Source organism: Micromonospora sp. NPDC005197 (assembly GCF_040608295.1).
Lineage (GTDB): Bacteria > Actinomycetota > Actinomycetes > Mycobacteriales > Micromonosporaceae > Micromonospora.
Window position 1 is genome coordinate 1 of sequence record NZ_JBEXHY010000139.1, and the last position, 12,617, is coordinate 12,617.

The 12,617-nt window shown below is 73.3% G+C and carries 9 protein-coding genes; 5 read left to right on the top strand and 4 right to left on the bottom strand.

Going from position 1 to position 12,617, the window contains the following annotated elements; genetic code table 11:
- Together ABZU46_RS27615 and ABZU46_RS27620 are read right to left on the bottom strand one after the other, a co-directional pair.
- On the bottom strand, nt 1-822 hold an 822-nt coding region (locus tag ABZU46_RS27615), incomplete at its 3' end, for a serine protease (protein ID WP_354862284.1).
- A gap of 409 nt (nt 823-1,231) precedes the next feature.
- The gene (locus ABZU46_RS27620; protein ID WP_354862286.1) at nt 1,232-2,173 is read right to left on the bottom strand and encodes a hypothetical protein; all 942 of its coding nucleotides are present in this window, start codon (nt 2,171-2,173) and stop codon (nt 1,232-1,234) included.
- Between the two features lie 281 nt (nt 2,174-2,454).
- On the opposite strand from ABZU46_RS27620, the gene ABZU46_RS27625 reads away from it, so the two are divergent.
- Together ABZU46_RS27625 and ABZU46_RS27630 are read left to right on the top strand one after the other, a co-directional pair.
- A complete protein-coding gene (locus ABZU46_RS27625; RefSeq protein ID WP_354862287.1) occupies nt 2,455-3,435 on the top strand; it encodes an ATP-binding cassette domain-containing protein in 981 nt (326 codons plus the stop codon).
- Nucleotides 3,432-4,259: an ABC transporter permease gene (locus ABZU46_RS27630; RefSeq protein ID WP_354862289.1), complete on the top strand. Its 828-nt coding sequence runs from the start codon at nt 3,432-3,434 to the stop codon at nt 4,257-4,259. The genes ABZU46_RS27625 and ABZU46_RS27630 overlap by 4 nt, the downstream gene beginning before the upstream one ends.
- Nucleotides 4,260-4,266: 7 nt before the next feature.
- Here the strand turns inward: ABZU46_RS27630 and ABZU46_RS27635 are convergent, their stop codons facing one another.
- Nucleotides 4,267-7,443 (bottom strand): BTAD domain-containing putative transcriptional regulator, encoded by a 3,177-nt coding sequence (locus tag ABZU46_RS27635; protein ID WP_354862291.1) that lies wholly within the window; start codon nt 7,441-7,443, stop codon nt 4,267-4,269.
- 180 nt (nt 7,444-7,623) lie between these two features.
- On the opposite strand from ABZU46_RS27635, the gene ABZU46_RS27640 reads away from it, so the two are divergent.
- Both ABZU46_RS27640 and ABZU46_RS27645 read left to right on the top strand, forming a co-directional pair.
- Nucleotides 7,624-9,075 (top strand): SDR family NAD(P)-dependent oxidoreductase, encoded by a 1,452-nt coding sequence (locus ABZU46_RS27640; protein WP_354862293.1) that lies wholly within the window; start codon nt 7,624-7,626, stop codon nt 9,073-9,075.
- Between the two features lie 24 nt (nt 9,076-9,099).
- Entirely contained in the window at nt 9,100-9,570 is a 471-nt protein-coding gene (locus ABZU46_RS27645) for a heme-degrading domain-containing protein (protein WP_354862294.1), read from the top strand.
- Nucleotides 9,571-9,658: 88 nt separating this feature from the next.
- On the opposite strand, the gene ABZU46_RS27650 is transcribed toward ABZU46_RS27645, so the two are convergent.
- A complete protein-coding gene (locus ABZU46_RS27650; RefSeq protein WP_354862295.1) occupies nt 9,659-11,035 on the bottom strand; it encodes an FAD-dependent monooxygenase in 1,377 nt (458 codons plus the stop codon).
- A gap of 174 nt (nt 11,036-11,209) precedes the next feature.
- On the opposite strand from ABZU46_RS27650, the gene ABZU46_RS27655 reads away from it, so the two are divergent.
- Nucleotides 11,210-12,589, top strand: a complete 1,380-nt coding sequence (locus ABZU46_RS27655) for a serine hydrolase domain-containing protein (protein WP_354862297.1) — start codon at nt 11,210-11,212, stop codon at nt 12,587-12,589.
- The last annotated feature ends 28 nt before the right edge of the window (nt 12,590-12,617 follow it).

Consider the following 12,617-nt stretch of genomic DNA (forward strand, 5'->3'; position numbering starts at 1 on the left):
GCAGGCCATCCCGAGGTAGCGGGTGAGGAACCCGAGACCGCCGCCGAGGCTCGCCGCGGCCGAGGCGATCGACGAGGCGAAGTAGCTCACCTGGGTGTAGACACCCGGGTAGTTGGGTCGGGCGCAACCGTTGCCCCAGCTGACGATGCCGACCTGGATCCACGCGTTGGTGGCGTCGCGGCGGAACATCGGGCCGCCCGAGTCGCCCTGGCAGGTGTCCGTACCGCCGCTGGCGTAGCCGGCGCAGATCTCCTCGGCGGGGATGAGGTCGCCGCCGTAGTTGGAGTTGCAGGTGGAGTCGCTGACGAACGGCACGGTGGCCTTGAGCAGGTACCGCTGCTGGCTGCCACCCTCGCGCGCGGCACCCCAGCCGGCGATGGTGAAGGTGCCGCTGTCGTACGCGGTCGTGGTGGCGATCTTCAACGTGTCCAGCCCGGTCACGGGGGTGGCCAGGCGGATCAGCGCCCAGTCCTTCCCGGCGCCGTTGTAGCCGGGAGCGCGGTAGACGTAGTTGGACCGGACGGTGATCCGGCTGGACGACTGGAGGTCGACCGTCCCGAGCGTCGCGGTGATGCTGGTGTTGGTGCCGGTCGAGCCCACGCAGTGCGCCGCGGTGAGCACCAGCCGGGAGCTGTAGAGGGCCCCGCCGCACCCCATCGAGAGCCGCACCATGAACGGAAACTCGCCCTGCGCGGCGCGGGTGCCGCCGACGACGTTCGGCGTGACGGGGCTGTCGGCCGCGGCAGCGGGCGCCGCGAGGGTGAGGCTGGCCGCAGCCAGCGCGGCGGCCACCAGGCCAGTGAGGGTACGCCAGTGAACCATGCAATCCTCCGCTTCGGAACGGCACGCCTTGTGAGCGCACCTGATCGAGATAGCGGTCATCGTATTGATTAGCATGGATATTGCGGGTCATCCTCTCTGGGTCGTACCCCAGGGTTATGGATCCCGCCCCGCCGGCGGCGACGCCCGCGAGCGGTGACGACCGCCGCGAGACTGACCACCGCGGCGGTCAGTTGCAGCACGGCGCCGAGCAGGTCGAACAGGCTGGAGAGGGCGTCAGCGTCGGGGACAAGGTCCATCGCGGCCTCCGGGTTTCGACCCCCACCGTCCGCGCTCTGCGGAGGGCTTCCCCCGGGCCCAACTGACATCGACGGGCGCCACCGTCAGTATGGCAGCGGCCGGCGAGGCGACCAACCCCGGATTCCGGACCGTGGACCCGACGCTGGCCGGCTCACCGCCCGACGGACTCCTGACCGGCCAGCACGACCAGGCCGTCGGCCGGGACGGACACGGGCGTCGTCGCGCGGTCAGGCCAGACGAGGTAGCCCACCGGCGGCCCGGCCGAACCCCACCGCGCACCGACTATCGTGGCCAGCTGAGCGTCGTCCGTCCCCGCGACACGACGTACCCGGGTGCCCGGAGCGTGCCCGTCGTCGGCCACGATCAGCAGCGCGTCGAGGATCTGCCGTACGCCGGTGATCGGCAGTCCCGGCACGTACGGCTCGCCCGCGTACCCCAGCCGCGGTGTCATCATCGTGCGCAGCAGCGCGCCCTGGCGGATCGCGCCCTGGCGGAGCTGCCAGTCGACGCCGGCCTCGGCGGCGACGAGCGCCTCCTCGATCGCCGACCACAGCCGCGCCGGCTCCCGGTCGAGCAGCCGACGGGCCTCGCGGTCGGCGTCGGCGCAGGCCGTGTCGACCGCCGTGTCCTCGCCCAGCTCGGCGATCCAGGCGACGTCCCCCACCTCGGGCAGCAGCCCCGGCGACTCGGCCGCGACCACGAGGTACAGCATGGCGAGCAACTCCTGCCGACCCTCGCCGTGGTAGAGCCCGCCGACTCCCGTGCCGGCCGGGCCCCGGCTGGGCGGGAAACGGTCGACGAGGTGCGCGGCGCGGCCCTCCGGCAGGGCAGCCGCCCGGCGCGTGTCCGCACGCCGTTCGTCGAACGAGCGCCGTTCGCGGCGGTCGACGAGGAGTTGACGGTACGGGTCGACGCCGATCGGATAGATCGTCCGGCCGTACGTGGCGAGGGTCTCGCCGGGTGCCAGACCGACCGATTCGAGCTGCCGGGCAGCCACCGAATAGGCGACGCCGCTGCGGGCCGCCTGCTCCCGGATGGCGCGCCTGCGGGCACGGCCCGGAACCGGGGTACGGCGGGACGGGAGATCAGACATGACGCCTCCGGTGCAGCCCCACGCACTTCACCGAACGGGCGGCGTGACGGACACACCGGGGGTCGACACGACGGCGCGGAGTCGGCGACTCTTGGCCCCGAGCATGTGGTCGGGCGTGGGCCACCACATCGGGCGCGGGCAGGCGCTCTGCCGTCGCGAGCATATCGCGACCCGGGGCCGTCGGTCGCCCTCTGGAGCCCGCCCCCGGTGTCGGCCCGTGTCGGCGGGGGTGTCGGTGCGGTGTCGGCGCGGTGTCAGGCGACCGGCGCACGCTCTGGGACATGACAACCGACCTGGTGATCGAGGCCGAGGGCCTCGTCAAGACATTCGGGAGGACGAGGGCGCTACAGGGCGTGGACCTCGCCGTACCCAGGGGGACCGTGCTCGGCGTGCTCGGCCCCAACGGCGCTGGCAAGACCACCGCCGTGCGTATCCTCTCCACGCTGCTCACCCCGGACGCCGGCAGCGCCCGGATCGGCGGCTTCGACGTCGTCCGCGACGCCGAGCGGGTCCGGCAGAGCATCGGCCTCACCGGCCAGTACGCCTCGGTCGACGAGGACCTGACCGGGCGGCAGAACCTGGAGCTGTTCGGGACGCTGCTGGAGTTGGGTCGCGCCGGCGCCCGTCGACGGGCCGCCGAACTGCTCGACTGGTTCGACCTGACCGACGCCGCCGGCCGACCGGCCAAGACCTACTCCGGGGGCATGCGGCGGCGGCTGGACCTGGCCGCCAGTCTCGTCGGCTCGCCGGACGTGATCTTCCTGGACGAGCCGACGACCGGGCTGGACCCGGCCAAGCGCGAGGACATGTGGGACGTGGTCCGTTCGCTGGTGGCCAACGGCTCGACGGTGCTGCTCACCACCCAGTACCTGGAGGAGGCCGACGCGCTGGCCGACGCGATCACGGTGATCGACCACGGCCGGGTCATCGCGCACGACACGCCCGAGGGGCTCAAGCGGGTCGTCGGCGGACAGACCCTCGAAGTCCGGCCCGCGGACCCGGCGCAGCTCTCCCGGACCGCGGCGATCCTGACCGAGGTCGGCTCGGGCGGGCAGGCCGACGAGATCCGCAAGGGCGTGCTCGCGGTGCCGGTCACCGACGACACCGCCCTGACCGAGAGCGTGGCGCGGTTCGCCGCCGCCGGCATTTCCGTCACCGAACTCTCCCTGCACCTGCCGAGTCTCGACGAGGTGTTCTTCACCCTCACCGGGCGTACGGCATCCGAGGACGACACCACTTCCCGTACGGAGGTAGCGGCATGAGCACCCTGGTCGGCGCACCACCCACCGCGAGCCCCGCGCTGTCGACGGTCGCGGTGAACCCGCGACCGTTCCGGCTCGTGCGGCACTCGCTGGCGCTTGCCAAACGCAGCCTCATCAAGACCTGGCGGACGCCCGAGGCACTGATCGACGTCACGCTGCAACCGGTGCTGTTCCTCATCATCTTCGTCTACATCTTCGGTGGCGCGGTCGCCGGATCCACCCACGACTACCTGCAGTTCCTGCTGCCCGGAATCCTGGCGCAGACGATCGCCACCGGGTCCATCGCGATCGGCGTCAACCTCAACACCGACATCGCCAAGGGCATCTTCGACCGGTTCCGGTCGCTGCCGATCCCCCGCTCCGCGCCGCTGGTCGGCGCGGTCCTGGGCGACGTCGTCCGGTATGTGATCGTCACGGTCTCGACCCTCGCAATCGGTTACCTGATGGGTTTCCGGATCGACACCGACCCGTTCCGGGCGATCGCCGGGTGCCTGCTCGCGGTGCTGTTCGCGCTCTGCCTGAGCTGGCTGCCGGTCTACGTGTCGATGAAGGTGCGCACCCCCGGCGCCGTGCAGGGCCTGATGTTCGCGCTGATCATGCCGCTGAGCTTCGGGTCGAACGTGTTCGTCGGCACCGACACCCTGCCCGGCTGGATGCAGGCCTTCGTGAACGTCAACCCGATGACCCACCTGGTGGCCTCGGTACGCGGGCTGTTCCTCGGCACCCCGCTCGACGCGCACGTGTGGTGGACGCTCGCCTGGTGCGCCGGCTTCGTGGCGGTGTTCATGCCGCTGGCGCTGCGCGCGTACCGCAAGAAGGTCTGACGCCGGGCTAGACGAGCAGGTCCTCCATCAGCTCACGGATCCGGGTGACGGCCGCGGCCACCGGCCGGGCGCGCCAGGCGGACACCAACGACTCACGCTGCTCCTCGTCACCGAGGGCGGCGTCGAGTCGTTCGCTGCGCCCGCTCGGGAAGAACAGCTCCATGTGCGTCCCGAGCCGCTTCGCGAGCGCGGACAGTTCGCGGGTGGTGGCGATGTCGTCCCGGTACGCGGCGAGTTCCGCGCCGCCCGACGCCCACGCCCCGATCACCGGCAGGTCCTTCGAGTTCAGCGCGTCGTCGCGGGCGAGCGCCAGCAACGTGGCCGCCTGGGCGGCGGCGGTGCCCGACGCCCCCCGCGCGTCGGCCACCCGCAGGTACAGGACCGCCACCGAGGCCCGCACCATCACGCGCGGCTGCGGTGGCGGTCCGATCCAGCCGGCGAGAGTACGGTTCACCGCGTCGGCGTGGGCGAGCGCCTCGTCGTAGCGCTTCCGCTGCCAGGCGAGGTGCGCCAGGCCGAGAAGCGCCTGCGCGACGTCCATCTGCTCGGCCTGGCCCGGCGTCGCCGTCTCACCGAGTCGCCGCTCGGCGTCCGCGTCGCCGGTCAGGGCGAGCTGCACGTCCAGTCGCACCCGGATCGACCGCGCGTCCTGCTGGGCGCCGATCATCTCCATGTGCCGGACGCTGCGGGCCAGCCACTCGGCCGACCGTCCCTCCCTGCCGGGGAGCAGGAACTGCCCGACGGCACCCGCGGCCATCGCCATGCCCCAGTGGTCGCCCGCGACCTCGAAGCGGTGGTACGCCTGCTCGGCGTCGTCGATCGACGCCTCCGGCAGGCCGCTGTTCTCCCGTACCGCCGCCCGCGCGATCAGGCCGAGCGCCTGCACGTACGGGTCCGGGTGCGCGATCATCTCGGTCGCGCTCTTCAGGCTCTGCTCCACGTCGGACTCGTCGAAGCCGGGCAACGCCACGGCGAATGCGGTAAGCCGCGGCGACACCTCGGCGGGCCGTTCCGCGAGCAGCGTCCGCAGGGCGCGCCGAGCGAGCACGGCGGGCCGCAGGTCGGCGCTGATGCCGCTGTTCACGCTGATCAATACGCATGTCCAGGCGAGTCGGTCTCCGTGCGGCAGGGGCCGGCCGCTGGCCCGGCCCCGCAGGATCGCCGAGCGTCGACGCCGCTGCGGCTCGTCGACGTTGAGCAGCCCGCGCCCCCACGCGAGGACCTCCAGGTGCAGGCCGCGCACCGTCCAGAGGTGCAGCAGCGCGGTGGCGACGTCGACGACGGCCGGCTCGTCGTCCTGCTCCAGCGCCCACCGCAGGCCCGCGACCAGGTTGTCCTGCTCGGCGGCGCAACGGTCCAGCGCCTCGACCTGGCCGGGGCCCACGAGGCGACCGGCGAGCCCGACGGCCTCGTCCCGGGCCCAGCCGACCAGACCGGCCATCGCCACGCCCCGGTCACCGGCGGCGTCCAGACGGGCCTCGCCGTACTCGCGGACGGTCTCCAGCATCCGGTAGCGGGGCGGCCCGTCCCCCTCGACCAGGGTCAGCAGGGACTGTTCGACGAGCCTCGCCAGACCCCGCCGCACGTCCGGGGTCCGCGCGACCGCGGCGGCGAGGTCCGCGGTGAACGGCGCGGGGATGACCGCGATCCGCTCCAGCAGCGCCCGGTCGTCGGGGGCGAGCAGCTCGCGGCTCCAGTCGACCATCGCCCACAGGCTCGCGTGACGTTCCGGCAGACCTCGCAGCGCGTCGTCGAGCAGGGCGAACCGGTCGGTCAGCCCGGCGAGCACGTCGTCGATCGGCATGTGCCGCAGGCGCGCGGCGGCCAGTTCGAGGGCCAACGGCAGGTTGTCGAGCCGGTTGCACAGCGTGAGAGCCCGCGTGGTGTCCCAGGTCGGCACCGCGCCGCCGGCCCGCGCCCGGGACTCGATCAGCCCGAGCGCGTCGGAGTCCGGCAGGGCGGTCAGTCGGTGCACCCACTCGCCGGCCAGGCCCAGCGGCGCACGACTGGTCGCGAGCACCGCGACCTCCGGGGAGGTCACCGCGAGCAGGTCGGCGACGACGCCCGCCACCGCGTCGAGGACATGCTCGCAGTTGTCCAGCACGACCAGCCCGTCGAGGTCCGGCGCCAGCGCCCGCAACCGCTCCTCGGGGCTGAGCACCCGCCGTTCGAGGCCCAGGTTGCCGCCGGTCGTCGAGGTGTCCGCGCCACCGAGCGCCGCGAGCACCGTGGGTAGCACCTCGTCGGGCGAGCGCAGCCCGGCCAGCTCGACCACGCGTACCGCCTGCCCGGCCGCCGCCGTGCGCCGCGTGACCTCGGCCGCGAGGCGGGTCTTGCCGGCGCCGCCGGCCGCCACGATCGTCACGAGAGCCGACTCGTCCAGCGCCGTGTCCAGGGCCTCGACGTCGCGCTCGCGGCCGACGAGGGCGGTCATCGGCCGGCGCCACGCGGCGGGCAGGGCGATCCGCGCCGGCGGACGGGGTGGCGCGACGACGGCCGGCGCGGTGAGCTCGCCGCGCAGCAGCGCCAGATGGACCTGGTTGATCACGGCTGACGGGTCGGTGCCGTAGCGCTCGGCCAGGTCGTCACGGAGGCGCTCGACCACCTCCAACGCCTCCGCCTCCCGCCCCTGCGCGGCGAGCACCCGCACGAGCAGGGCGGCGGACGGCTCGTCCGGGGGCGTCCGGGCGGCGAGCCGGCGCAGGTCCGCCTCGTCGTACGGCCCCGCACCGGCGAGCGCCGCCTCGGCGCGCAGCGCGGCGACGTCGGCGAACAGGCGGGCGTCCTCGGTGGTGACGATCTCCGGTACCTCGGGGAACAGAGCACGGGCCCGGTCGGCCGAGTCGCGGGCCGCCCGCGCGTCGCCGGCCCGCAGGGTGGCACGCCCGTGATCGAGGAGCGCCCGCGCCTCGACCGCGTCGACGGTGACCTCGTCGGCGGGCAGGCGGTATCCGCCCGGCACCGCCACCACGGGCAGCCCGAGACGGCGTACGCGGGACACGAGCGCCTGCACCGCGCCGGTCGCGTCGTCGGGCGGCGCCCCGTCCCACACCGCGTCCACGAGCAGACTGGTGGAGACCGCCCGGCCACGCGCGTCGACGAGTGCGCGGAGCACCGCCGCCAACCGCTCGCCCCGGACCGGCCGGCCGTCGACGGCGAGGGGACCGAGGATCGTGATCTGCACGCAACCAGCATCCCCCACGCCAACCACCACACTGAGCAGGGTGTCGGACGGCGCGAGGGTCCTCCCGGGTGGGCAGCGCGGCGCGGGATGCGTCCGGGACGGCGTGGTGCGTACAGTTTCGGGTCGGACTTGGGGTGGACCGGCGAATCCGGCACAGGAAACGGGACGAGACAGCGACGCATGACAGTGGACAAGATTGCCCAAAACGGTCAGGACGGCATTGACCGGGACCGGCTGGAGACCTGTCTCAGCGTCTTCGAGGCGTTGGAGGCCCTTCCGTCCGACCACCCGGACGTGGTGCGGGTGCAGCGGGCCACGGCGAAGCTCTACAAGGTGATCAAGCAGCGGCGACGCGAGGAGCGGCGCGACGCCATCCTCGCGGCCGACCGGGCGGTGACGGAGGCCACGGCCACCGGCGCCCCCGGGCGGATCGACGACGAGACCGAGGGCATCCCTCTCGCCTCCCCCACCACCGGCACGACTGCGGGATTCCTGCACAACCCGCGCGGCTGCTACATCTGCAAGCAGCGCTACCGCGAGGTGGACGCCTTCTACCACCAGCTCTGCCCGTCCTGCGCGGCCCTGAACCGGGAGCGCCGCGACGCCCGTACCGACCTGACCGGCCGGCGCGCGCTGCTCACCGGCGGCCGGGCCAAGATCGGCATGTACATCGCGCTGCGGCTGCTGCGCGACGGCGCGCACACGACGGTGACCACGCGGTTCCCGCACGACGCGGTGCGCCGCTTCGCCGCGATGCCCGACAGCGGGGACTGGCTGCACCGCCTGCGGATCGTCGGGATCGACCTGCGCGACCCCGCCCAGGTGATCGCCCTCGCCGACTCGGTGAGCAGCCAGGGCCCCCTGGACATCCTGATCAACAACGCGGCGCAGACCGTCCGCCGCTCGCCCGGGGCGTACGCCCAGCTCGTCGCCGCGGAGGCCGCGGCCCTGCCGGACGGCCCCCTGCCGGAGCTGATCACGTTCGCCAAGCCGGACGGCCCGGCCGGCAGTCTCACGGCCGGGCCGGAGTCGGCCGCACTCACCCCGCACGCGCTCACCGCGTTGGCGTTGACCAGCGGCTCCGCGTCGCCCGAGCGGATCGCGGCGTCCACCGCCATCGACGCCGGCGGGCTGGTGCCGGATCTCGACTCGGTGAACAGCTGGGTCCAGCGGGTGCAGGAGGTCGACCCGGTCGAGCTGCTGGAAGTGCAGTTGTGTAACGTCACCGCGCCGTTCGTGCTGGTCAGCCGGCTACGTCCGGCGATGGCAGCCGCGGCGGCCCGCCGCAAGTACGTGGTGAACGTCTCGGCGATGGAGGGTCAGTTCGGTCGTGGCTACAAGGGCCCGGGGCACCCGCACACCAACATGGCCAAGGCGGCGCTGAACATGCTGACCCGCACCAGCGCACAGGAGATGCTGACCGACGGCATCCTGATGACCAGCGTCGACACGGGTTGGATCACCGACGAGCGGCCGCATCCGACCAAGATGCGGCTGGCCGACGAGGGGTTCCACGCCCCGCTGGACCTCGTCGACGGCGCGGCCCGGGTGTACGACCCGATCGTCCGCGGCGAGCAGGGCGAGGACCTGTACGGCTGTTTCCTGAAGGACTACGCGCCCTGCGCCTGGTGAACGACGCTCGACGAGGAGAAACACATGTCATCTGACCAGTGGCCGACGCTTGACGAGCTGCAGCGCGAGGAGAACGAGCTGGAGCTCGCGGGCCTGACCGAGACCGACGCGTACGAGCTGGGCGTGCGGGCCGTCACCGCCGCCGCCCAGCGGGGGCTCCCGATCTCCGTAGGTGTGTGGCGGACCGGACGGCAGTTGTTCCACTGTGGCCTGCCCGGTTCGACGGCGGACAACGACGGGTGGCTGCGTCGCAAGGGGCGCGTGGTGATGCGGTTCGAGCACTCGTCGCTCTACATGGCCCGGCTCTGCCAGGACAAGCAGACGACGCTCACCGAGAAGTTCGGCCTACCGGCCGCACGCTACGCCGCGGCCGGAGGCGCCGTGCCTCTGCGCGTTCGTGGCACCGGCGTGGTGGGCTGGATGGGCGTCTCCGGGCTTCCGCAGCTGGACGACCACCGCTTCGTCGTCGACATCCTGCGCGGCAACGCGCGCTAGCCCCCCGCAACCGCCGGACGCCGCCCGCCCGCCGCACATCGGCGTCGGCGGGCGGCGTCGGCGGGCGCTCGGCGCGTCCGCACGACCGTCAGCCCGCGCGGCGGTTCGCCCGCAGGGCGCCCAGGATCACGCCGGGTGTGGCCAGCGACAGCGGGTGCTCCCGCAGGGACACGACCTCGTTGAACCGGCGGGCGATCGCCACGTCCGTGACGGTCGCCGTGAGGATCTGCCGGCTGACCCAGCTGGATACCCGGTAGCCGCGCGGGTAGGGCCCGTCGACGTGCGGCAGCGCCAGGTCGGCGGAGGTCGAGGTCGACCAGGCGGCGTCGACCACGACCTTCTGCAGGGCGAGGAAGTGGCGGGCGGGCTCGCTCAGGTCCGGGTCGGAGCTCAGGTACGCCGACAGGCAGGCCGCGTGCAGGGCCGCCGCCGTCATCCCCTGCCCGTACACCGGGTTGAACGACGCGACGGCGTCACCGACGCTGACGAGTCGCGCCGGGAACCGCCGCAGCGCGTGGAAGTCCCGCCGGCGGCTGTCGGCGTGGTGGTAGGTCTGGACGTCGCCGAGCATCTCCTGCTCGGCGACCTCGCCGAACTCCGGCGGGAACTGCTCCCGCAGCCGTCGGACGAAGTCCTCGGCGGTGCGGCCCGGCCGGTCGTTGCCGTAGCCGGCCATCATGGCCATCCACCGGCCGTCCTCGATGGCGAAGAAGGCGGCGCCGGCGATGTCCGTCATGGTCCGCGGAGTGTGCAGGGCGAGGACGACGGTCGCCTCCGGAGACTGCTCGGGGCGGCGGAACAGGGCTGTCGCGTAGTTGAGGTGCACGGACATCCGACGGGTGGCGGGCCGCTCCCAGCCGGCCTGCTCCAGCCAGTCGGAGAGCCGGCTGGACCGCCCCATGGCGTCCACCACCAGGTCGGCGCCCTCGACGCCGGGCACCTGGTCGACCTCGTACCGGACGCCGGTGACCGCGTCGCCGTCGAACACGAGACCCGTGGCACGGGCGGTGACCGTCTTGACGTTGGGCAGCCGGAGCACCTGCTGACGGATCAGCCCTTCCAGGAGGGGCCGGCTGCCGGCCAGGCTGTCGTCGTCGTCGGGTACGACCACCTTCCGTCGGCCGTCGAGGTAGCTGCGCCGGGCGGCGGGCGGCGCCTCGACCGCCCCGTGGGCCAGCGCCCGCTGCCGGAACCCGGGGAACAGCTGCTCGAGCTGGAGCAGGCCGCCGGGCAGCAGCGCGTGCAGTTGCGTCCCCTGTGGCACGCCGGGTCGGGCGCCGCTCACCTGCGGGTCGTCCCGGTCGAGGAGGACCACGCTCTCCGCGTGGTCGGACAGGACCCGGGCGGCCAGGAGCCCGGCGACACTGCCGCCGACCACCACCGCCTTACCCAGGCGCGGGGTTGGTCGGTCGGGGGGTCGCACGGCGTTCAACGCGGCGAAGACCCGAACCGGGGAGAGGGACATCGTGCTCTCCAAGGGTTACGAGGTGTGGCCCCGATCGTTGCACAGCGTCGACCGTCGACCGTCGCCCCGACACGTCCGCCCGGGTGTCGGATACCAACCATGTCGCTGGACGCGGTCGGCGTTCGTCTGAGCGAGGCTGGCGCGCCGCGCGTCCGTACTGTCACCATCACCGGCATGCCTGTCGCACGTCGTACCCTGCTCGGAGCTGGCCTGGCGGCCGCGACCGGCGCCCTCACCGGCTGCGGTGACAGCGGCGGCACCGGGCCGGGCGGGACCGGCCCCGGCGACGCGGTGACCACCACCGACGCCGCGGGGAACAGGGTGGGGTTCGGCGCGGCCGGGAACACCCCGTCGGGTACGCCGAGCGCCTCCCCGTCGCCCGGCGGCGGGGCCACGGCGGCCAACCAGGCCCGGTACGCCCCGCAGCTGACGGCCCTGCTGCGGCGTCACCTCCCCGCCTCGCCGCAGACCGTCCAGCATCACGGCTTTCCCGGTGCGGTCGCCGTCGTGCTGGTCGACGGACGGACGACTGTGCACACCGCCGTCGGGGAGGCGCTGCGCTACGCGGCCGGCCCGAAACTCCTCGCGGCGGGTCAACGCGTCGCGATGCGCCCCGACTCCGTCTTCGACCTCGCCTCGGTCACCAAGGTCTACACCGCGATCCTGCTGCTGCAGCAGGTCGAGAAGGGTCGCGTCGACCTGGACGCGCCGGTCCGCGACTACCTGCCCGGCTTCACCGGCGCCGGCAAGGACGCCGTCACCGTCGAGATGCTGCTCACCCACACCAGCGGTCTCCCGGTGGGCGCCACGGTCACCGGACTGCCCGACAACACCGCACGCTGGAACGCCGTGCTCGCCACCCCGCTGGTGTCGTCGGCGGTGCCCGGGAAGACGTTCCGCTATTCCAGCGTGGGGCTCATGGTCGCCGGCAAGATCGTCGAGAAGGTCACCGGAAGCCGACTCGACCAGGCGCTCAAGGCCAACCTCACCGGCCCGCTCGGCCTGCGCGACACCGGCTTCAACCCGACCACCTGGCTGTCCGGCACCGCGCGGGCCACCCGGATGGTGGCGACCGACGCCCGCTCGTCCCGCGGTCTGCTGCGCGGCACCGTGCACGACGACGTCGCCAACCACCTCGGCGGCGTCGCCGGCCACGCGGGGGTCTTCGCCAGCGCCGCCGACCTCGCCGCCATCGGCCAACTGCTCCTCAATGGCGGCACCTACCAGGGCAGACGGGTCCTCGCCGCCGACACCGTGCGCACGATGCTCACCAACCACAACGCGGGCAAGCCGGCCGTCGACCCCGAGCGCCCCCACCGCACGGCTGCCCACGGTCTCGGCGTGGTGCTCAACCAGCCCTGGTTCATGGGCCGGCTCGCGTCGCCGCCCACCTTCGGCCACACCGGGTTCGCCGGCCCCTCGTTCCTGGTCGATCCGGACCGCAAGCTCGTGCTCGCCCTGCTCACCAACCGGGCGCACCCCAACTGGTCCTGGGCGAATCCCGATCCCGTCCGCGCCGCTGTCGGCGACCTCCTCGCCGCAGCGGTCACCTGAGCGCCCGAGCGGGCCGTCAGCCCGCGAG

Excerpts from the sequence above, each read along its gene's own strand:
- ABZU46_RS27620 (WP_354862286.1), bottom strand. The coding sequence starts at position 2,173 with ATGTCTGATCTCCCGTCCCGCCGTACCCCGGTTCCGGGCCGTGCCCGC.
- ABZU46_RS27625 (WP_354862287.1), top strand. The coding sequence starts at position 2,455 with ATGACAACCGACCTGGTGATCGAGGCCGAGGGCCTCGTCAAGACATTC.
- ABZU46_RS27630 (WP_354862289.1), top strand. The coding sequence starts at position 3,432 with ATGAGCACCCTGGTCGGCGCACCACCCACCGCGAGCCCCGCGCTGTCG.
- ABZU46_RS27640 (WP_354862293.1), top strand. The coding sequence starts at position 7,624 with ATGACAGTGGACAAGATTGCCCAAAACGGTCAGGACGGCATTGACCGG.
- ABZU46_RS27645 (WP_354862294.1), top strand. The coding sequence starts at position 9,100 with ATGTCATCTGACCAGTGGCCGACGCTTGACGAGCTGCAGCGCGAGGAG.
- ABZU46_RS27650 (WP_354862295.1), bottom strand. The coding sequence starts at position 11,035 with ATGTCCCTCTCCCCGGTTCGGGTCTTCGCCGCGTTGAACGCCGTGCGA.
- ABZU46_RS27655 (WP_354862297.1), top strand. The coding sequence starts at position 11,210 with ATGCCTGTCGCACGTCGTACCCTGCTCGGAGCTGGCCTGGCGGCCGCG.